This window comes from Dictyobacter kobayashii (assembly GCF_003967555.1).
Classification (GTDB): Bacteria; Chloroflexota; Ktedonobacteria; order Ktedonobacterales; family Ktedonobacteraceae; genus Dictyobacter; species Dictyobacter kobayashii.
The window spans coordinates 2,626,647-2,648,010 of record NZ_BIFS01000002.1; the positions used below are offsets into that span (position 1 = coordinate 2,626,647).

Here is a 21,364-nt window from a genome sequence, read left to right on the forward strand (position 1 = left end):
TTAGGAGCGGCGCTGGCGGCGCGTTGTGACATATTCGCGGCGGCTGGGAACATTAGAGAAGAAGATGACGCGAACCAGGGAGACAATGCCCCAGGCGATCAAAGCATAGATCAGCATGGCCAGAATAGTCGAGATCTCAAAGACGCCAGCGCTACCGATCGTCTGATCATTAAAGATACCATTAAAAATGGTGACGAAGGGATGGCTAAGATCATAGAGGAATCTGATGAATGAGCTCGCCTCGCTAGCGCCAAAGAGGCGGAAGAGGAAGCGCAGTCCCAGTACAACCTCCAGCACGCCCAGCAAGAAGTAGATCACCGACGTAATCCAGTAGCGCGTATTGATCATACTCTGGTTGAAGTCGCGATAGACCTCTTTCCGCTTCTGGACCTGATTGCCTGCCGGGTCCTGGTACGTTTGCTGCTGGCGCTGCATATAGGCATTGCCCTGATTGATATTCTGCTCTGTAGTTGAATCATAGTCCTGATAAGGAGGATATGACCCCTGTTGCTGATTAGGATACTGAGGATCATTATTGTAATAAGGCTGATTAGGCATTGAATGACCTCCTTTGTCAAATTTATCTGACAGGAACTGTCAGCAAAATCTTTGATGCCTGATACATCGAGTGAATAAGAGCATGTAGATATAAAGGAAAAGCTCTTTTATAATACGTATGAGGTCGCTGTAAAGAAACGTATTCCATCTCACCGCATATTTTTGAGCACATACTCTGTTGTGGTAACGAGTGGCTGAGCATGTTCGTAACCAGAGGAGGTGCAGGGTGGCTGTCATTATGTAGAGGGTGGTCCATAAATACGGTGGGCCATCTCTTCTACTTTGAGCATCACATCTTTCATGACTGGCTTGTTGGTGAAGAAGAGTACCTCGCTGGCAATACCCTGGAAGTCTTCTTCGGTGACGTTCAGACCCTTATAGACGAGCAGGAGCAGATGCGAGCAGTTAGCTGCCCGTACTTTTTCTAATTTGCGGCGCAGGTAGTCGGGATGCCAGAAGCCAACCAGCTCAACCAGGATGCGGCGCTGCTCGTCACGTGTATCGATCAGTACAAAGTCAGGCACCATCACAGTATCGCCCAGCAGTAGTAGCTCGGTTTCACGCAGGAGACGCCATTTACCGCGCCGCGCGCCAATTTTTTGGGCAAAATCAGCGGCGAAATCGGCTTCCAGGCGGCTATCAAAGGTGTCCGAGCGTTTGAAATGGGATTGCAGATCGCTGTTCGCGGCATCCAGTTGATAGTTCATCGCGCCCCGTCCCTGGGGAGGATAGACGGTGGCTTGCATCTTCCATTGTTGGCACAGGAAGAGGGCGGGCAAAAAGGCGGCCATTTGCCGTCCATAGCGCAGCGTGGCGCCCACAAAGGGAGAAATTGGACCATCCAGCTCAATATGATAACCACCATCGGGCCTGGCCTGCGCCGCAAACATCAGCTTAAATAGCTTGATAAATTTCCAGAGATCTTTATAGTTATCGGAGACCTCGATTGTAAGTTGAGAGGCCCAGTAGAGTACGCCACGTGTCAATTCCAGATTATAGCGCGCGAGCAGTGAGACAGGGGTCCAGTCGGGACCTGTATCGCTCAGACGATATGAGGCGTGCCGATCGGCAAATAGTAACTCCTCCACATCATCAGCGCTGAGCTGCAAATTGCTGGCGACCGATTGCAGTACACCCTCGCGTGACACCGGATGCAGCATGTCGCTACTGGAGAAGACCGGTCCATAGGCAAACATCGTCTCACGTACCACGGTCGGCGTATGTGGGGCCTGAACGGGCGTAAAGGTCGCGCCATCGGTCAACACCTTGGCTAGCCCGCGCACCAATATATAATCGAGGCGTGGACCGATATAGGTAGTCAGAGCCTGTTCCCAACACTCTTGTGGTTGTCCCAGCTGAGATCGAAAAAGCTCAATCAGCTCCTGCGCAGTAGCCTGTAGCGCACCGTCCTGCGGATCTACCAGTGCCACCGAGACATGTTGACCCTGAAAGCGCAACAGGGGACGGATCAGATCACTCGTCAACATTCAGCATTCTTCTTTCGGTACACGGCGACGCTGAGCCTTACTCTCCTCGATCGTCTTACGAGCCAGAATCTCAAACAATACCGCCTGCTTCAACTCTTTCTTGCGCAAAATACGGCCAAGGCGCTGAATATATTCGCGCTTACTGGAGCTACCGCCCAGGACAATTGCCACCTTGGCCTCAGGTACATCGATGCCCTCATTCAGGACTTTGGCGGTGATCAGGGCGCGATAGTGACCCGCCTGAAAAGACTCCAAAATATGCTTACGCTCAGCCACTCCGGTCTCGTGGGTAATAGCGGGAATCAGGTACTGGCGAGAGAGCTGGTAAGCCAGCGCATTTGACTCAGTAAAAATCAGGATACGCTCATGGGCGTACTCGCGCAGGAGCTGCTCTAACATCGATAATTTTTCCTGGCAGCCCTCAATGATTTCCCAGAGACGTTGGCGGGCCAATAAAGCCTGGCGAGCCTGCGTATCAAAGGCCGATAAGCGGAAGAGCTCGTGCAGCCAGTTGGGACCATGGGTGCTGCGTAAGCGACGTTCCCGAATGTACGAAGTATAAATATCGTGGGTCGTATCGTACTCGGCCCGCTCGGTGGGTGTGAGATTCACGCGAATACGCTGGGTCCGATAGTCTGCTAACTGTTTGCCCAGTAGCTCCTCAATGCGCTTTGTATAGACAATCGGACCCAGCAGATCAGCCAGCCGCCAGCGCTCCCCCAGTTGTTCCTCTTCTGCGGGATACGTCGCCGTCAGGCCTAGCCGATAGGGAGCGGGTGTCATCAAGGCCGCCTCACCCCAGGTTTTGGCTGGCAGATGGTGGACCTCATCACAGATCAACAGCCGAAACTCGTTGCCATGTTCGGCCATCAAGTCTCCGGCCGAATGGTAGGTTGTAACAGTGATGGGCAGAATCTTTTTCTCCGCGTGATAATAGACGCCGATCTCAGTCTGGAACATATTTGTCAGTACCACATACCACTGATACAGCAAGCTCACCGTAGAGACCAGGACAACGGTCGAAGCATTTACCTTCTGCATCGCATGCAGGGCGATGAAGGTCTTACCCGCGCCCGTAGGAATAACCACACTCCCACGCTTTTCTGCTGCGAGCCAGGCCTCTAATGCCTCAAGCTGGTAATCATGGGGCTCACGAGGATCATGCAGGGAGAGCTTCAGCCGCTGCCAGCGCGCCACCTGATTCCGAAGCTTGTTTTCTTGTAACCAGGGAAGCAGACCTGCATAATGGTAGGCCTCACAGCGCCAGCGATTGTGCACAAACTGAAACGGGGGTGGTGCCTCAAATGTCTCCGGGACGCCTTGCAACACCAGCGTTCCCCCTGGAAGAAGAGCGATGCTTTCATTCCCATAACATAGCAGAGCAGCTTGCAATTGTCCATAGAGGGAGGGGCGATTCCCATGCTTCATGGGAATCGCTGCGTTTGTGTGCGTGCGTGCGCATGCGCGCCCGACCTTATATTTATATTGTTGCTGCAACGGTGCTGTGCACCGTTGCAGCAACAATATAAATATATTGCTTATACAGCAATTGAGCAAAATGATTTATGTAATTTTTGACCTGTTTTGTTGGGAGGTGCAAATGTGCACAGAATGATTGCAGAAATAATATAAATATATTGCTTATACAGCAATTAAGTAATATGTTTTTTGTAAATTTTTATCCTGTTTTTATTAGAAATGTCTCTGCGACCTGTTCTTATTGGAGGGCGAATGTGCGCATCGCGCACATTCGCCCTCCAATAAGAACAGGTCGGGCGCGAATGCGCACGCACTCTTTATCTTTTAAATCTTTAATTTCATGATCACTTAACATTCAGATAGCTATTATTTCATAAAAATATGTTACACTTGCTTAGTCACTTATAACAACCTATTATTGTTTGAGCTCACTTTAGAATAATTGAATCTGATATCTCTTTCTATTACTGATTGTTGTAATTGTACTTTAGTCAAAAGGAGTTGCGTTTTGAAAAGATCATGGGGAGTTCTTTTCCCAGGCATTCTGCTCACAGCGTTGCTGGTGACACTCTTTATTGGAGGCGGCGAATTTGCCAATGCAGCCGCTAATAAGGGTGCTGATAACACAGCCTGTAAGCTTAATTCGCCTACTGGAGCCGCAAAGCACGTTATTTCCATTCAATTCGACAATGTACACTTTACCCGCGATAACCCCAATGTCCCTTCCGATCTTGAACAGATGCCGAATCTGTTAAACTTTATTAAAAATAATGGTACACTGCTTTCAAACTATCATACACCTCTGATTGCCCACACAGCGGATGATATTTTGACCAGTCTGACTGGCCTGTATGGTCAGCACCATGGTGTATCAGTGGCCAATAGCTATCGCTACTTCAATCCTGATGGCACGACCAGTTCTACCCCGTCATTCACCTACTGGACCGCGCCAGTTTCCAGTGCCGCCAATGCACCTTACAATATGATTACCGCTCCTAACACCAACACACCAGCTCCATGGGTCTCTTATACTCGTGCTGGCTGTAATGTGGGTTCGGTTGCTACCGCCAATACAGTACTGGAAAATATCAACACCGATATCCCTACCGTCTTTGGTGCCAACTCACCCGAGGCCGCTGAGGTCAAATCCAACAGTGGTCAGGCCTATAGTGACTTTGTTGGTATTGGCATCCATTGTGCCCAGAATGATGCCCTCTGCTCAAGTGCCAACAATGGCAAGGCTGATGTATTGCCCAATGAGCCTGGTGGTTATACTGGTTTCCAGGGCTTGTTTGGTCATAAATATGTGGCGCCACAGATCAGCCCATCGGGTCCTTTGTTGGATCTCAATGGCCAGGTCATTCAGGACAGCAAGCAGCATATTGGTTTCCCAGGCTTTGATGGCATGAGCGCAGCCGTCTCACTTTCCTATGTTGCCGCCATGCAAGAGCACAACGTACCAGTCACCTATGCATATATCTCCGATGCGCATGATCCTCATGGTAATGATCCACACAACGGAGCCTATGGCCCGGGTGAAGCTGGTTATGTCAAGACATTGAAATCATATGATGATGCCTTTGGCAAGTTCTTCGCACGCCTGCAAAAAGACGGCATCAATGCCAGCAACACCATCTTCGATTTTAGCGCCGACGAAAATGACCATTTCGCTGGTGGCCCGCCCACGCCAGCCAATTGTGATGGTGTGACCGTTCCTTGCACTTATCAACAAGTTGGTGAAGTCAATGGTAACCTGACTGGCCTGCTGGCTACGCAGCAGAACATCACCACACCATTCACCGTGCATGCTGACTCGGCACCTACCATTTACCTTCAAGGCAATCCCAGCCGTCAGGACCCAACCACACGTAACTTTGCGCGTGCCCTGGGGAATCTGACCGCAACCAATCCATATACCGGCCAGAATGAAAAGATTACCAACTACCTGGCTGATCCCGTTGAGATGAATTTCTTGCACATGGTGACCGCCGATCCAACCCGGACCCCGACGTTGACCATGTTTGCCAAACCTGACTATTACCTGTACGCGGGTGCACCCAATTGTAATCAGCCCTGTATCCAGGTTGAGTCGGGTTATGCCTGGAACCATGGTGATCTCGCACCTGACATCAATACCACCTGGCTGGGCCTGGTCGGACCTGGTGTGCGCCACCTGGGTGTCGATCACAGTGTCTGGGCTGACCAGACAGATTTGCGCCCAACTCTGATGTCGTTGCTGGGACTGAAAGACGACTACACCTCTGATGGACGGGCCCTGTTCGAAGTCTTCACCGACAAAGCCCTGCCACAACAGGTACGCAGCAACAAAGCTTTCTATATACGACTGGGACAACTGTATAAACAGATCAATGCCCCGGTTGGTCAATTGGCCCTGCTGACCGTCAACATCTCGACCCAGGCGCTGGAAAGCAACTCTGCCAATGACCAGACCTATAACACGCTGGAAAATGAGCTGAGCTCGATCACAACCCTGCGCGATACCCTGGCCCACCAGATTCATAACATTCTGGATGCCGCCACCTTTGGTAATAGCGCACATGTCCATGTGGGAGCCGCCGTTCAGCAGCAAGATCCATTCAAACAGGGTCAGCAGTTATTCAAGAAAGCGCAACAACTGCGATAGCTGGTTGTTGCCTGTCTGAGTAAAGCTCAACAATAATAATCTGTGACACGAAGGGCCGGGTAGCGGGTATAGTCGACGAAGACTACGCCTGCTGCCCGGTCCTTCTCTATTCCTCTCCATCATAGCAGGTGAGCATCTGTTGCAGTTCAGCACGAAATTGGGCGCGCCATTTACGAGGCTCTAACAATTCAGCGCCCGGACCCAGCCAGCGCAGCAAGGAGAAGACAACCTTGCTGTCCGATTCACCGAGAGTCATCAGTACTTGATCACTCTGTGTGCTGGCTTCAAAATAGGCGTGCGCGTAATACCAATCCTGTTGGAGCCGCCTGGCCTGTTCTATCGTCAGGCGAATTTTCACAGGCGCCCGCTCGCGCCATTTTTCCATGGCGGGCCGCAGCCATTGACGATTGAGCAATGAGCGCACATCGAATGCGGGATCGTTGGTAGTGGAAGGCATAAGGTTAAGTACGTTTAACTCAAGCACCCGATCCACTCGCCACAGGCGCGGCGCATGTTGATGGTTGTCAATGGGTTGTCCCACCAGGTACCAGTAATTGCGATCCCAGAACAGGCCGAGCGGCACTATCTGTACCTCTTTGTCCTGCTCGCGATAAGGGGAAGAGTAGTGCAGCCGGATCTGGCGACCATCCAGAATGGCTTGAAAGAAAGTGCTCATGGTCGTGCTCTGTTGGGCCGCTTGCTGTGCCTGCTCTGTGGTTGTGGGGTCGATGCTGACCGCTGTTCTGGTTCAACGTGGAAAATATCGTGTGGGAATTGCTCAAAGCCCAGCAACTGCTCACCCTTCTCCAGCATAATTCGCAATCTCTCGGGCAAGGCAAGCAATAGTTTTTTCTCCGCCAGCAGCATCTCCTGCGGGAAAACAGAGCTACGCAGACTCTTATGGAGTGTCAGGCACACCAGGAGCGCGACCGCCTCTTTTTGGGTGAACATCAATGGTGGGAGGAAGTATCCCTCCAGGAGCCGAAAACCGCCTTCACGTCCACGTTCAGCATACAAGGGTACGCCCAACGAGCTCAATGTCTCCAGGTCGCGATGGATGGTGCGTCTCGAAACGGCGAAGTGGCTGGCCAGGTCGGCCACCGTAACGGTTGAATTGCTACGCAAGAAGAGCAAGATACCAAGGATGCGATCAAAGCGATTCATAGTGATCTATATGGCTTTCTTTTTAGACACGGTCGCACACAGTTATACTGCTGAGCGGGACCTTAAAATAGCTTAAATATGACATCCTGCTGGCACATATTTCTGGTTATCATTCAAGGCAGAGACTATCATAACACAGTCAAAAAAGGATGTCATAACTATGTCATTGAAGGAAGATTCCCTGGTTTCGCTCTCCCCGGCACCCCGGAAGCGTCGCTGGTATAAACGGCGCAGCCAGCTATGGAGAATGGCGATTTCCTGAAGTTCTGGTTGGGCGAGACCGTCTCTCTTTTTGGCTCACAGGTCACATTGATCGCTTTGCCCCTGACCGCTATCCTGGTGCTGCAAGTTACACCTGAGCAGTTGGGCCTGTTACGCACATTTGAATGGTTACCCTATATACCGCTACCCCTGATTCTAGGTGTATGGGTAGATCGAAGGCGGCGCCGACCACTGATGATCCTGGCTAACCTCTTGCGAACCTGTTTGATCGGCCTGGTGCCATTGCTGGCAGTCATGCACCTGCTCCACATCTTATCGCTCTATACAATCGCCTTCTGTGTTGGCATCTGCACCGTATTGTTTGATCTCTGCTGGCAATCGTTTGCGCCACTGCTGGTGCGGAAAGAACACCTGGTTGAAGCCAACAGTAAAGTCGCAGCCAGTGCGGCGGCGGCCGAGGTGGGTGGGCCAGGCATTGCAGGCGTCCTTATCCAGTTACTATCGGCCCCGATTGCCTTGCTGGCCGATAGTTTATCTTATCTCGTATCTATTCTCGCGCTACTTTTGATCACCAACCAGGAGCCACTGCCCGAGAAGGAGCAACGCCAGCCCTGGTATAAAGAGATCGTCGAAGGTGTGAGCTTTGCCTTTCACAATCCCTATATCCGCACGTTATCCTGGCAGGCTGCGGCCTGGAACTTCTTTTTCGCGATTCTGGACACCATGTTCCTGCTCTACGCGGTACGCGACCTGGCCTTTAGCCCTGGTCTGCTGGGACTGATCTATGCAATCGGCTCAATTGGAGGTTTGCTTGGATCTGCGCTGGCCGCTGTGCTAATGAAGCATTTTCATCTAGGCCGGGTGATCTGTTATACGTTTACGCTGGGAAGTGCGCCCTTCATTTTTCTGGCCCTCTTCATTGCTCCACATCTGCTGGTTATTGCAGTATGCCTGGCAGTCTTCTTCCTGGTCCATATCGCGCTGGGTATCTATACCGTTGTCAGTATCAGCCTGCGCCAGGCGTTGACGCCTCACAATATGTTGGGGCGCGTCAGCGCCAGCCTGCGTGTGGTAACGTATGGCGCGACAGCCCTGGGAGCATTGATAAGTGGTTTTATTGGCGTACTCGTCGGGCTACGCTTGAGCCTCTTCATCGCGGGTTGCGGTTTTATTATCGCCCTGCTCCCCATCTTTTTCTCACCAATTATCCGTTTGCGCGCGATGCCTCAGTAAGTATGCATGTAGTGGAGGCCTTTTATTAATAGACGGCAAAAAGGCAAAAGCTATTCATTGGAAAGATGTGGTAGAGATAACAAAAGAGAAGAATGGCAATTTCACTATTTTTGCACTGGAGAAAAAAGATGGAGAACTATTCTATACTCCGAGTGGCATAATGCATAAAAGTTTGCAGAGGGCAATTGAACGAGGAATGTCTCAGTTGGCTGTACCTGCAGGTGTTTGAGGACCAATCTTTATCCAGGTAGCTAGATTTGAAGCAAGAAGAGGATGTCGGCCTGCTATATTTTCAGCAGGCCGGCATCCTCTTCTTAATTGGTAGCAATAAATGTGGATGATACTATAAAAGTGCGTTATGGGCGACGATAGGAGATGCTGCTCCAGACCACTACCAGCATTACTGCGGCAATGATTGTACTGATTAACGGCACACCTTCTATACTGGGTTCACCAACGATATGAAAATGGAAAAAGCCGACGATGAGAAAAATGGCAAACAGACCTACCATGATGGCACCCAGGATACCGGCTGGCGCTCGTCGACCAGCAATGAATTCGCCCAGGATACCGACCAGGGCAGCAATAATGATCCAGACAATCAATTGGATTGCTGTGACTTCCATGTGTAACCTCCATGTATAACATGAAATGATACCTATAAATTATAACCACTTTACACACGGACAAAGTTTATTAGAAGACTCAGAATTAGGTATAAACAGAAAAAGAGACCTGTAAGTAAGATGTGTTCCATTTTTTTGTAGGTTCAGGAAGAGGTTTTTCCGGGCTGTTTTAGTTGCCTATCCAGTTCAGTGTGTAGTTCTTGCGCGCTCACATTGAGCAAGCGCACATCCTCTAGCAGCGTGGTCACGGCCTGCTCTATCCTACGCTTGCGCTCCTCGGTAGCTGCAATAGGGGGATTGGTAGCAACCATGACGCCACGGCGAGCGATGGTAACGATCCAGCCTTCACGCTCCAACTCGCTATAGGCGCGCACAATTGTATTGGGAGCCACACCCAGATCCCTGGCCAGTTGACGCACAGAAGGCAGCGCCGTACCGGGTGCTAATTGCGCCGAGGCAATCAGCGCGTGAAGCTGTAACTGAATCTGCTCATAGGGTGGTACAGAGCTTTCAGCATTTAATAGTAGCAAAGGAATATTCACTGACCACATCTCCTCATTATACTTTTATCCCTTATGGCTCTATAAGCCATTGTATCAGCACATTGATACAATGGCTTTATTAAGATCATACAAGTGAAAAGCTCCTGTGTCAAGTGCATGATACAGGAGCTTTTCACTTGTATGATTTGTGTCTGGATTAAGCGTGTGCGGGATGGGTGAGCTGCGCAATTGCTACAGAATTTGCCATCACTGACATTGGCGTTGCAATTGGGGCATGTTACTGTGGATGGACTGGCCTGCGCTGCTGGTTGCTGGGCATGGAGCGGTGCACCGCAGGTATGGCAATTACTGACTCCTTCATCGTTGACTGAGCCGCAGTTATTGCAATAGACGCCGTGCGCCGTGGTTGTACTTCCCGGGGTCGCCCCACTCTGGTTACAATATGTATCGACGGCATCCCACACATCCTGGTAGAAACCAAAATTGCGGGCACCTCGAATGAGCGGGAAGAGGAGCAAGGGAGGCCAGAAAATGGCACCGATCAGCGAACCGGCAATGGCCGGATCATCGAACCAGTTAGATTGTCCAATGCTCACACTGACACCACCGGGGACACGTGAAATACTTACTCCAAGAGAACTACGGATACGCCCGCTCCAGGCGCGGGCGCGTGCAATCTGCACCAGGAGATGGTCATCCTGCCCTACTTTTTGGGCCATGGTCGTATAACGACTGCTATAGCCCATATAATCATAATTTTGATGGAATGTGTTTACGAGGTAATCGGCCAACCCGGTTGGATCAATGTTGCCTTGATAGACGCGTTCTTCCATTGAAATCTCTCCTTAATTTATGCCGCATCTTATAGACCCACATACTATTATAATGATATGGCGCCCTTATTTCTACCTCCAATAAAAATACATATAAGTGCATGCAATCTATCCAGGCCAGATGGATGGTATATCTCCATATCAACCTGATTGACTGATCTGCTTATAATAGAGGCAATCGCGCTGAGGCGCTTGCTTGTTCACGAGATGCGAATTATGCAGAGAGGAGATATCACCTCAAGTGAGGTGATATGACACTATGGATCTTACACCAGCTCGTTGGATATGGTTCCCCTCCGAGCGTACATTGCCTAATACATTTGTGTTGTTTCGTCGTACATTGACTTTGCCTGAGCAGCTGCCAGTTCACGCTCAGGGATGGATTATCGCTGATAGCCGTTATCGCCTGACAGTTAATGGTCAGCGGGTGCAATGGGGACCTGTACCGGCCGATCCACGCTATCCAGAGGTTGATCCGTTGGATATCAAGGCTTATTTACAACCTGGAGAGAATGTGATCGGCGTCGAGGTGCTGTACTATGGTTATGGTGAAGGCACCTGGGTGAGTGGTAAGCCGGGGTTGCTACTGCGTTTGGATCTGACGTATGCCGATGGACGGCAAGAGCAGCTTATTTCAGATCAACATTGGCTGAGCTTATTGGATCGGGCCCACACACCAGGGCAATATAAGCGTTGGTACCTGCGTGCGTTGCAGGAGGAGTTTGATGCCCGTTTGCAGCCCGAGCACTGGAATGTAGCGGAGTATCAGCCTGATGCCCGCTGGTTAGCCGCGCAAGTGCTCGATGCAGCAGCCGATAAGCCGGCGGCCTGTGGTAGTTATCGGGATTACCTGACCGATGCCATGCCAGAAGCCAGATACAGCGAGTTGCGCTCGCGCCAGATTCCTTTGCTGCGTGAGCATGAGGTTCCTGCCCTGCGTTTGGCCGATGCAGGACATGTGCGCTGGCAACGTGATCCACTCGACTGGTTTGAGATGCGCACCCCCCATTCTTTCACTATCACACGCGATCCCTCGGCTGTGCAGGCACAGGACGATGCCAGCTGGGAAGGTAGCCTGCCCGCTGAGCAGCAGACAGCCATCTATGCTACCTTTGAATGGGAAGAGCAGCTGGTAGGCTGGCCCTATTTCACCATCGATGCGCCCGCCGGTACCATCATCGAAGTTATGCACCAGGAGGCGCATGATCCCGAGCAGACAGCGTGGATGGATAACCATTTCTATAGCTGGTCGCGCTTCATCTGTCGCGAAGGTATCAATGTATTTGAAGCTTTTGACTTTGAGTCGTTGCGCTGGCTGCAATTGCATATCCGCAACATGACGCGCCCCGTAATCATCTCGCGGGTTGGCATGCGCCGAAGGTTGTATGATTGGCCGCAGCAGCCACATATCGTCTGTGGTGAGCCAGCTTTGCAGCGTTTGTTCAATGCCAGCATCAACACGCTGTATAACAGCGCGCAGGAAACGTGTGTAGACGGCATGGGCGTGAGCGGCAGCAGTACAGCGGTGATGGTGGCCATCAAATTTTACCCATTCGCAGCTTTCTGGGTGAGACACAGTTACCGCGACGTTTCCTCAATACCTATTGCAGCGGCCAGACACCCGATGGCTACTTCCTGGACTCCTGGCCGGGCTATGATCGCCTGGTACGTATCGGACAACGCCAGACCCAGACCACAGGCTGGGGGCCAATACTGGATCACAGCGTTGGCTTTGTCTTTGATACCTGGCGCCACTACCTCGACACCGGGAAGCTCGAAGATGTACGCGCCCCCTATAGTCATTTTGCCTTGCTCACTGACTATCTGGATCAACTGCGCACCCGGAATGCTAATGGCCTGCTACCTGTCGATGGGCTGACGATCCCTGCCGTCTGGATTGATCACGAGGCTTATCTACAACAGCGCCACAAGCAGTGCGCATTTAATCTCTATGCCGCCGCTATGTTCCAGCACGCCTTGGCACCCCTGGCACATGCCTTTGGTGATCAACACATGGAGCAACGCGTCCAGCAACTTGGCGCGGATCTCCTGGCCGCCACCAGCGAGCGTTTCTGGAGTCCGGAACAGCAAATCTTCATCAATAATTTGCCCTGGTTGGACGAAGCCATTGAACGACAAGGACCACGCCTCTGTGATCGTTCACTGGCCACCGCTATTCTCTTTGAGCAATGTCCTGCTGGCCAGACGGCTGCCGCGCTCAAAGCATTGGTGGAATGTCCGGACGCAATGGGCCTGTCCTTTCCCGCTAATGCCGGCTGGCGCTACTGGGCGCTAGGGCGTAGTGGGCGTACAGATATTATCCTCAAGGATTTTCGCACACGCTGGGCGGATATGAGTTCCGTCAGGCTCAATAATACATTACAGGAATTCTGGCAGGTGGCCCCTGATACCACAGCCCAGTGGAGTCATTGTCCGTTGGCGCCACTCTACATTTTAGGCTCTGAAATCATGGGCGCACGACCAACGGAGCCGGGCTTCGCACGCTACGAAGTACAGCCCCAGCTAGCAGACCTGCCCGCACTACGTGCGACTATCCATACTCCCGGAGGGCCACTGACATTGGAAGCGGTGCGCCAGGGAGCCGGTCAGCATATTACCTTGCACACACCCTCTGCAGGCGAGGGAACGCTGCTAGTGCCGCAGGGTACCCGTTTTGAGTCAGCCGTACTTACAGCAGTAGGTTCAGCCAACGAGAAGAAAGGACAACTACGCCATCAACTGGAACCTGGCCAGGCATGCATCTTCTGGCAACCCGATAGCTTAAATTAAGTACGCTACCATCCATATCATCCTATGCGGTCCACCTGATTAAACTTATGCAGGTGGACCGCTAATTTTTTACCTCACATAGCCATTTTAAATTATTAATTATTAAAGAATTATTAATAATTCTAGAAACTAATCAGTAGTTTTAACCTCATCTGAGATATGCTCTACAGAGGCCTAACATACCTGTAGCATTGCTATTGCAATACTTGATGTTTGTGAATGAGAATATCGCAATAGGAGGTACATTTCTGCGCATTTTCGCTATGAAATGCAATGAATTTAAATATTGCATTGTTAAGGGTATGGTAATTATTTAACCATGTAGTTATAATTGGTAACAGGATGCATTGTGTTGTTTCAGGTGTAACAAATTACACAGGATATTTTTCGTTTGAAGAATTATTGTTTATGCTTTTAAGGAGACAGCGTCCATGTCAGTAAAAGAGCCTATTGCTATTGTCGGTATGGGATGTCGTTTTCCAGGAGCAAAGAACTTGAGTGCATTCTGGCAGCTTTTGATGGATGGGACAGATGCAATCAAGGAGATACCAGCCGAGCGTTTTGACGTTGATGCTGTGTATGATCCTACTCCTGGGTCGGCAGGCAAGTTGATTACGCGGTGGGGTGGCTTTCTAGAAGACATTGACCAGTTTGATCCTTATTTCTTTGGTATATCGCCACGTGAAGCAGCGCGGATGGATCCGCAACAGCGTTTGTTGTTGGAGGTGGCCTGGGAGGCGCTCGAAGATGCGGGTATTCCAGCTGAGAAGCTGGTTGGTTCTACGACAGGCGTATTTGTAGGTATGTCAACTAATGATTATGAGGATTTAGCCTTTCAGAACAAAGAGAGTATTGATCTATATATGATGACCGGCTGCTCACGGGGAGTTGCTTCAGGTCGACTTTCATATATTCTGGATCTGCAAGGGCCAAGTATGACCGTTGACACAGCCTGTTCTTCCTCATTGGTAGCTGTACACCTGGCCTGTCAGAGTATCTGGAGTGGCGAAAGCACTCTGGCCCTGGCGGGAGGGACAAACCTGATTTTAGAGCCAGAACAGGGACTGGGTTTTTCTAAGATGGGCCTGCTCGCGCCCGATGGACGCTGTAAGACCTTTGACGCTCGCGCAGATGGCTTTGTACGGAGCGAAGGCGTTGGTACAGTTGTCCTCAAGCCACTCTCGCAGGCCCTGGCTGATCGAGATCCTATTTATTGTACTATTCGAGGCAGTGCGGTAAATAATGATGGACGTACCAGTGGCCTTCTGGTGACGCCTGGGCTGAAGTCGCAGGAAGATGTCTTGCGCAAAGCCTATCTGGATGCAGGTATTGCTCCAGAGCAGGTACAGTATGTTGAGACGCATGGCACAGGTACAATTGTGGGTGATAGGGTTGAGGTTACAGCTATTGGTAAGGTATGTGGAGTTGGGCGTTCCAGCGAGCAGCCCTGTTTGATCGGCTCGGTCAAAACGAATATCGGGCATAGCGAGGGAGCGGCTGGCATGGCAGGTCTGCTCAAGGTCGCACTTTCCTTGAAGCATGGGATTATTCCTCCCAATCTGCATCTGCAGCAGCCGCATCCCCAATTGCCGTTGAAGGAATTAAATTTACAGGTACCGCAGGAAATCTCCTATTGGCGCAAAGATGGCCGACCCGCTATCGCGGGAGTCAGCAGCTTTGGCATTTCCGCCACCAATGCCCATATGGTGTTGGAACAGGTTCCTGCCGGTATGCATCCAGCTATGATGCAAGAGCATGAAGGGCAAAGTGAACTGGCGCATCTCTTGACCATCTCTGCGCAGACGCCCGAGGCATTGGGAAGTCTGGCACGTGCATACCAGGAGAAATTTGGCGAGCTGGTTGATGCTACAGCGCCGAGCCTCACCGATATTTGTTATACCGCCAATTGTCGGCGCAGCCAGCATAATCAGCGTCTGGCTGTGGTCGCGCATAGCAAGCAAGAGTTGCAAGAACAGCTGGAAGCATTCGTGCAGGGTGAAGAAAGGCAGGGAGTCGTAACAGGTACGGTCTCATCCCAGACACCCAGAGTGGTCTTTGTGTTTCCCGGCCAGGGGTCACAATGGCTGGGGATGGGCCGCGAACTGCTGCAGCAGGAACCTGTTTTCCGCAGCACAGTGGAGCAATGTGAGGCTCTGATGCGCCCATATGTCGACTGGTCGCTGCTTGAAATATTGACCAGTGTCGATGATAGCGCCTTGCTTAACCGCATTGATATTGTGCAACCCACCTTGTTTGCGCTTGAACTGGCCCTGGCCGCCTTGTGGAAATCCTGGGGCGTTCAACCCGATGCTGTGGTGGGACATAGTATGGGTGAACTGGCGGCAGCCGTTGTGGCCGGTGCCCTGAGCATGCAAGATGCGTTGCAGGTCATTTGCCAGCGTAGCTTACTGTTAAGGCATGTCGCCGGTAAGGGCTGCATGATGGTGGCAGAGCTGTCATTGCCAGAAGCCCAGAAGCTGCTCGTGGGCTATGGTGATGAGGTCTCAATTGCTACGAGCAATGGTCCGCATACGACCGTGCTGGCAGGGGATGTCGCCACCATTGAAATGTTGATGCAGACGCTGCAAAAACAGAAGATCTATTGCAGCCTGATCCGGGTGGACGTGGCCTCACACAGCGCGCAGATGGATGCCTTGCTCCCAGAACTGCAACAATCTCTGTTGAATCTGCAGCCGCGCCAGGCCTCGCTTGCTTTCTATTCTACTGTATTGGCCAGTCCGCTGGCGTCGGATTTCCAACTGGATGCCAGCTATTGGGCCCAGAATATCCGCCAGCCAGTCTTGTTTTATCCCACCATCCAACGTTTGCTGGAGGATGGCTATAGCATCTTCCTGGAAGTAAGTCCACATCCTATCCTGATGGGGTCGGTGAGGGAGGCGCTACAAGCGGAACAGCATGCAGGTATTGCGTTGCCCTCCCTGAGGCGCGCCATGCCCGAACGAGCACTACTGCTAGAAACGCTTGGTCATCTCTACACCCATGGTGTTCATATTGACTGGCATCAATTTTATGTGGAGGCCGGCCAATGTGTTTCACTGCCGCATTATCCCTGGCAGCGTGAACGTTTCTGGTTAACAGAGCAGGAGGTTCATGCTACAAAAGGCGAACGGGCGCAGGCGCGCCCGAGCAGTGCCAGCGGCCATCCTATGCTGGGGCCATGGATGTCGTCGGCGGCGCGTCCCGGTGAGTACAGCTGGGAATTCGATTTAGACTGCGCGAGCTTTCCCTATCTGCGTGACCACCGTATCCAGGGCAATAGCATCCTGCCCGCGACCGCCTATCTCGAATTGGCCCTGGCAGCGGCCAGAGAGGTCTTCGGACCAGGTAGCTATCCATTAGAGCATGTTGTGTTCAAAAAGGCGCTCTTCCTGCCGGAAAATACGGCGCAACATATGCAGCTAATTATTGCACCGGAAATGCCTGGTAGCGCCTCCTTCCAGCTGTTTAGCCTGCAGGGCGAGCTGGGAGCGGCACAGAGTCAATGGGAACTGCATGCGCAGGGACGCTTGCTCCTCCGCCAGGAAGCACCGCAACTGGCGGAAGAATCAACGCTGCATCTGGAGCAGCTGCAAAAGCAATATTCCCGGTGCATCACAGGAGAGCTGCACTATCAAAGTATGGATGCGATTGGGCTCCAGTATGGGAGTGCCTTCCGTGGCGTTGAGCACATATGGCAGAGAGACGGCGAAGCACTCTGCCAGGTTCTGGTTACTGCTGCTATCGCGCCAAATATTGATGAATACCAATTTCATCCAGCCCTGTTCGATGCCTGCCTGCAGGCCGTGTTAGCGGCCCTGCCTCAAGATAATTTCGCCGAGGATGGGACCGCTGGCCCGATTGTGCCGATCCATATTGAACACCTGCAGCTCTATCAGCCGGTACATAGCGGGGTATGGAGCCGTGCCTGTGTACTGCTGGAGCAGGCAGAACGGCCTGACCAGTTTGAGCTCAGCTGGGAAATTTTTAATCAGGAGGGGCAGCGGGTACTGGCGGCGCGTGGCGTGCGCCTGCAGCGTCTGGGAGCCGACGTACGGGCAGCAACCCGGGCCGAAGAAATTACCGATTGGCTGTATGAGATTCAATGGGAAAATGAGGAGGGATATGGCGATCAGGCGAGTATAGCAACTCCTGCCAGGGAGCGTGAGAAGGGTTGCTGGCTGATCTTTGCTGATCGACTCGGGGTCGCGCAACAGGTGGCCGAATTTCTCCACGTGTCTGGCGATAACGTCATTTTTGTCTATCCTGGTGAGACCTATCAGGAATTGATTCCCCTGGCCCACTATCAGCTCAATCCTGAGCGGCCAGCAGAGTTCCAGCAATTTTTGCAGGCCGTATCTGGAACTAGCCTGCCGCCCTGCCATGGTATCCTGCACTTCTGGAGCCTGGAGGCCAGCTCCTCGGAGCATTTAGACCTGGCAGCATTGGAAGCGGCCGAATTGCTTGGCTGCGCCAGTACCCTGCACCTGCTACAGGCGCTGGAGCAGATCAGCTGGCAGCAGGTGCCGCGACTGTGGTTGATTACCAATGGTGCGCAGGCGATTGGACAGGATAACCAGGCGCTCTCTGTGGCGCAATCACCATTATGGGGATTGGGCAGAACCATTGTTTATGAGCATCCAGAGCTGCGCTGTGCGCGGGTGGATCTGGGTATGGAGATACGGCCAAGCGAGGTGCAGGCTTTATTTCAGTGCATCTATAATGATGATGCCGAGGACCAGATTGCCCTGCGCGGCAAGCAGCGCTACGTGGCACGGCTGAATAAGGTTGATCCAGCCACATTAAGTGCTGTCCCCTCTACCGCATACTCTTTTGAGGATAGTGATCGCTTGCTGGCCAGCGGGCAAGCCTGGCGTATTGATATCCCGGCTCCTGGTAGCCTGGATAACCTGTGCCTGGCTCCTACGATGCGCTCAAAGCCGGGTCCTGGAGAGGTTGAGATACAGGTCAGTGCCGCTGGCTTAAACTTTAAGGATGTGTTGTTCGCCCTCGGTATGCTCGATTACCAGCAGGGAGCGGTCCATTTTGGCCATGAGTGTGCCGGGCGTATTACCGCCCTGGGTGAGGGTGTGGAAGGGCTGCATGTTGGGGACGAAGTGATAGCTGTCAGCGCGCCAGCCTGCTTCAGTCGGTTTGTCGTCAAGCCTGCTGCCTTTGTTATTCCCAAACCTGGACTCCTCAGCTTTGAAGAGGCCGCGACCAGCTCAATTGTGTTCTTAACTGCGTACTATGCCCTTAGTTACGTTGGTCGGCTGATGAAAGGGGAGCGCGTCCTGATCCATGCCGCCAGTGGTGGTGTTGGATTGGCCGCGGTCCAGATCGCGCGGCAGGCCGGAGCCGAAATCTTTGCCACCGCCAGCAGTCCGGAGAAGCGTGAATATTTACGCTCACTGGGTATTCAGCATGTCATGGATTCGCGTTCCCTGAGCTTTGCGGATGAGATTATGGAGCTCACCGCCGGTCAGGGGGTAGATGTAGTATTGAACTCGCTGGCTGGCGAGGCGCTGACCAGGAGTTTTGAGTTACTGGCTAACCATGGACGCTTCCTGGAACTGGGTAAAAAAGACATTCAGCGCAATAGCCGCTTGAATCTGGCACCATTTGAGAAGAATCTCTCCTTTGCGGGCATCGATATCTCGCTATTGTTGCGTGAGCGGCCCCAACTGATGATGCCGATGCTACGAGAGATCATGCAGCAGTTTGAAGAGCGGCGCTTTACGCCCTTGCCGACCAGAACCTTTCCTTTGACTGAGACTGTTGCCGCTTTCCGCTGGCTGGCCCAGGCCAGGCAGATCGGCAAAGTAGCGCTCTCATTTGAAACTGCTGACACAGAAAAGTCAGTCTCCACAGTAGCTGAACAAAGCCTCTTCACCGCCGATAGCACCTATCTGATCACCGGCGGCCTGGGAGGTCTGGGCCTTACCATTGTGCAATGGATGGCCAGGCAGGGAGCCAGACATGTCGTGCTGATGGGGAGAAGTGCGCCTTCAGAAGGCGCCAGAAGTATCCTGAATGAACTGAAGAAGCAAGACGTTGAGGTTGTGGCGGCCCAGGCCGATATTACCAGCAGGCAGCAAGTAGCCAATGTACTGACCCAGATCAAAGCAACCATGCCACCCCTGCGTGGTATTCTCCATGCTGCCGCGATCTTAAAGGATAGTATCTTACTACAGACAAGCGTAGAGCGTTTACAGCAGGTCATGGCGCCGAAGATTCTGGGGCCTGGAATCTCCATAGCCTCACGGCTGATATGCCACTAGACTTTTTTGTGCTCTTCTCCTCGACCGCATCGCTGATCGGTTTGCCGGGCCAGGGAAATTACTCGGCGGCCAATGCCTTCCTGGATGCTCTGGCCCATCATCGCAAGGCGCGAGGTCAGGCGGCCCTGAGCATCAACTGGGGTGCGTGGTCCGAGGTAGGACTGGCGGCCGCCCAGGCCAATCGTGGCGCACGCCTGGCGCAGCGCGGCATTAAAAATATCGCTCCGCAGCAAGGGTTGGCCGCTCTCGAACTATTGCTGTGGAACGACAAAGCCCAGGTTGGCGCCATGCCTTTTGATGCCGTGCAATGGCAGCAGTTCTATCCATCCATTAGTAATTCTTCTATGTTTGCCCATCTGCTGGCGAACAGGCAAGATAGTACTGAGGCAACTAATAGCGCCCATGTCCAGAAGAAGCTGATAACCAGTGTGCTTCAGCTGCAGAGAGCAGATGAACGTGAGCAACTCGTGCAGAGCTATCTGCGTGAGCATATCGCGCGCATCTTGCGCATTCCCATCGCCAAACTCGACCTTCAGCGACCGCTACATACCCTGGGCATTGACTCACTGATGGCGGTCGAGTTAAAAAATCAGATCGAGGTCGACACCGAGATCACTGTCCCCGTAGTGCTATTGTTGCAAGGGACCTCTATTCGAGAACTAACCAATTTCTTACTGGCAGAACTGGCCGCTAAGGCGGCGCCCGTTGAGCAGTTAGCGCCTGCCGAAGAAGTTAGCATGTCAGACGCCCTGACGCGCTAGCAGATTGGCTTGTGCTGGTAGCGTGGTCATTGAAAAAGGCTTGTCCGGCTGTACCTGTGTATTATATAGGTACAGCCGGACAAGTCCTTATTTGTTAGATCTGTCGGTCTATGTTTTATTGAGCACTGCGTAAGGTTGTGATCGCTTCCGTAATATGCTGCTCGGGCGAGAATAGGGACGAGAAGACATGGCGCACCACGCCCTGCTGGTCAATCACAAAGGTTACGCGGCCTGGCAGGATGCCGAATTTAGTGGATTCGTCCTGCACCCCATAGAGGTCGCGGACCTTGCGCTCGCTATCGCTGACCAGTATAAATGGCAGATGGTATTTCGAAGCAAACTTCTGGTGATCTTCTGCTGAATCTGAACTGATGCCGATCACCTCAGCGCCCGCCTCTTTGAAATCCTCATAGCTATCGCGGAAGGTGCAGGCCTGCGTTGTGCATCCCGGGGTATCATCTTTAGGATAGAAATACAAGACTACAGCTTTTTGACCACGGAAGTCTTTCAAGCTGACAACTTTACCGTCCTGGGTTGGCAATGAGAAATCCGGGGCGATATCACCAACTTTAACTTTTCCTTCAGGTGTATGAGTACTCATAGCATTTTCTCCTTGAACTTTTTGGCTGGTGTATGTGCTTAGATTCAATTTCACTCTGGTGTACTGGGAATGCCGCCTTGCAATAGCTGCGCAATATTTGTTGTACCCTGGCGCATCTAGCATGACTTGCGCAGCAATGCATCCCACACAGAAGAACACTTAGCAAGGGGTCGCTTATTCCGTTG

General features: G+C 52.1%; 13 protein-coding genes and 1 pseudogene. 5 read left to right on the forward strand and 9 right to left on the reverse strand.

Translation table 11 applies throughout. The annotated features are described in order from the left end of the window. The 3 genes from EL645_RS38000 to EL645_RS38010 form a co-directional block, all read right to left on the reverse strand. Nucleotides 1-558 (reverse strand): YggT family protein, encoded by a 558-nt coding sequence (locus EL645_RS38000; RefSeq protein ID WP_126557560.1) that lies wholly within the window; start codon nt 556-558, stop codon nt 1-3. A 236-nt stretch (nt 559-794) separates the two neighbouring features. Further along, nucleotides 795-2,045, reverse strand: coding sequence for a DUF790 family protein (locus EL645_RS38005; RefSeq protein ID WP_126557561.1), 1,251 nt, complete (start codon nt 2,043-2,045; stop codon nt 795-797). Next, entirely contained in the window at nt 2,046-3,473 is a 1,428-nt protein-coding gene (locus EL645_RS38010; protein ID WP_126557562.1) for a DEAD/DEAH box helicase, read from the reverse strand. Nucleotides 3,474-4,032: 559 nt separating this feature from the next. On the opposite strand from EL645_RS38010, the gene EL645_RS38015 reads away from it, so the two are divergent. Continuing rightward, on the forward strand, nt 4,033-6,168 hold the full coding sequence (locus tag EL645_RS38015; protein ID WP_126557563.1) for an alkaline phosphatase family protein: 2,136 nt from the start codon (nt 4,033-4,035) through the stop codon (nt 6,166-6,168). A 106-nt stretch (nt 6,169-6,274) separates the two neighbouring features. Here EL645_RS38015 and EL645_RS38020 read toward each other — a convergent pair whose 3' ends face one another. Continuing rightward, nucleotides 6,275-6,844 carry a WYL domain-containing protein gene (locus tag EL645_RS38020; RefSeq protein ID WP_126557564.1) on the reverse strand — a complete coding sequence of 190 codons (570 nt, stop codon included), beginning with the start codon at nt 6,842-6,844 and terminating at the stop codon, nt 6,275-6,277. Further along, a complete protein-coding gene (locus tag EL645_RS38025) occupies nt 6,841-7,332 on the reverse strand; it encodes a helix-turn-helix transcriptional regulator (protein ID WP_126557565.1) in 492 nt (163 codons plus the stop codon). Before EL645_RS38025 ends, EL645_RS38020 begins: the two co-directional genes overlap by 4 nt. A gap of 240 nt (nt 7,333-7,572) precedes the next feature. Here EL645_RS38025 and EL645_RS38030 point away from each other — a divergent pair, with 240 nt between their 5' ends. Beyond that, nucleotides 7,573-8,787, forward strand: a complete 1,215-nt coding sequence (locus EL645_RS38030; RefSeq protein ID WP_126557566.1) for an MFS transporter — start codon at nt 7,573-7,575, stop codon at nt 8,785-8,787. 356 nt (nt 8,788-9,143) lie between these two features. Here the strand turns inward: EL645_RS38030 and EL645_RS38035 are convergent, their stop codons facing one another. The 3 genes from EL645_RS38035 to EL645_RS38045 all read right to left on the reverse strand — a co-directional run bounded on the left by EL645_RS38035 (nt 9,144) and on the right by EL645_RS38045 (nt 10,749). Beyond that, complete coding sequence (locus EL645_RS38035; protein WP_126557567.1) at nt 9,144-9,413, reverse strand: GlsB/YeaQ/YmgE family stress response membrane protein; 270 nt, start codon at nt 9,411-9,413, stop codon at nt 9,144-9,146. A 143-nt stretch (nt 9,414-9,556) separates the two neighbouring features. Beyond that, the gene (locus EL645_RS38040) at nt 9,557-9,955 is read right to left on the reverse strand and encodes a GntR family transcriptional regulator (RefSeq protein WP_161978032.1); all 399 of its coding nucleotides are present in this window, start codon (nt 9,953-9,955) and stop codon (nt 9,557-9,559) included. Continuing rightward, a complete protein-coding gene (locus EL645_RS38045) occupies nt 9,952-10,749 on the reverse strand; it encodes a zinc ribbon domain-containing protein (protein WP_126557569.1) in 798 nt (265 codons plus the stop codon). The genes EL645_RS38040 and EL645_RS38045 overlap by 4 nt, the downstream gene beginning before the upstream one ends. Before the next feature lie 259 nt (nt 10,750-11,008). Between EL645_RS38045 and EL645_RS38050 the strand changes: the two genes are divergently transcribed. From EL645_RS38050 to EL645_RS38060, 3 genes and pseudogenes are all read left to right on the forward strand, one after another. Continuing rightward, entirely contained in the window at nt 11,009-12,628 is a 1,620-nt protein-coding gene (locus EL645_RS38050) for an alpha-L-rhamnosidase N-terminal domain-containing protein (RefSeq protein ID WP_126557570.1), read from the forward strand. Continuing rightward, nucleotides 12,559-13,539, forward strand: coding sequence for a hypothetical protein (locus tag EL645_RS38055; RefSeq protein WP_161978033.1), 981 nt, complete (start codon nt 12,559-12,561; stop codon nt 13,537-13,539). The genes EL645_RS38050 and EL645_RS38055 overlap by 70 nt, the downstream gene beginning before the upstream one ends. Before the next feature lie 431 nt (nt 13,540-13,970). Next, a pseudogene (locus EL645_RS38060) lies at nt 13,971-20,578 on the forward strand (SDR family NAD(P)-dependent oxidoreductase). Between the two features lie 115 nt (nt 20,579-20,693). Here the strand turns inward: EL645_RS38060 and EL645_RS38070 are convergent. Then, the gene (locus tag EL645_RS38070) at nt 20,694-21,179 is read right to left on the reverse strand and encodes a peroxiredoxin (protein ID WP_126557574.1); all 486 of its coding nucleotides are present in this window, start codon (nt 21,177-21,179) and stop codon (nt 20,694-20,696) included. Between the last annotated feature and the right edge of the window lie 185 nt (nt 21,180-21,364).

Coding starts and splice junctions, on each gene's coding strand:
- EL645_RS38000 (WP_126557560.1), bottom strand. CDS start 558: ATGCCTAATCAGCCTTATTACAATAATGATCCTCAGTATCCTAATCAG.
- EL645_RS38005 (WP_126557561.1), bottom strand. CDS start 2,045: ATGTTGACGAGTGATCTGATCCGTCCCCTGTTGCGCTTTCAGGGTCAA.
- EL645_RS38010 (WP_126557562.1), bottom strand. CDS start 3,473: ATGAAGCATGGGAATCGCCCCTCCCTCTATGGACAATTGCAAGCTGCT.
- EL645_RS38020 (WP_126557564.1), bottom strand. CDS start 6,844: ATGAGCACTTTCTTTCAAGCCATTCTGGATGGTCGCCAGATCCGGCTG.
- EL645_RS38025 (WP_126557565.1), bottom strand. CDS start 7,332: ATGAATCGCTTTGATCGCATCCTTGGTATCTTGCTCTTCTTGCGTAGC.
- EL645_RS38030 (WP_126557566.1), top strand. CDS start 7,573: ATGGAGAATGGCGATTTCCTGAAGTTCTGGTTGGGCGAGACCGTCTCT.
- EL645_RS38035 (WP_126557567.1), bottom strand. CDS start 9,413: ATGGAAGTCACAGCAATCCAATTGATTGTCTGGATCATTATTGCTGCC.
- EL645_RS38045 (WP_126557569.1), bottom strand. CDS start 10,749: ATGGAAGAACGCGTCTATCAAGGCAACATTGATCCAACCGGGTTGGCC.
- EL645_RS38050 (WP_126557570.1), top strand. CDS start 11,009: ATGGATCTTACACCAGCTCGTTGGATATGGTTCCCCTCCGAGCGTACA.
- EL645_RS38070 (WP_126557574.1), bottom strand. CDS start 21,179: ATGAGTACTCATACACCTGAAGGAAAAGTTAAAGTTGGTGATATCGCC.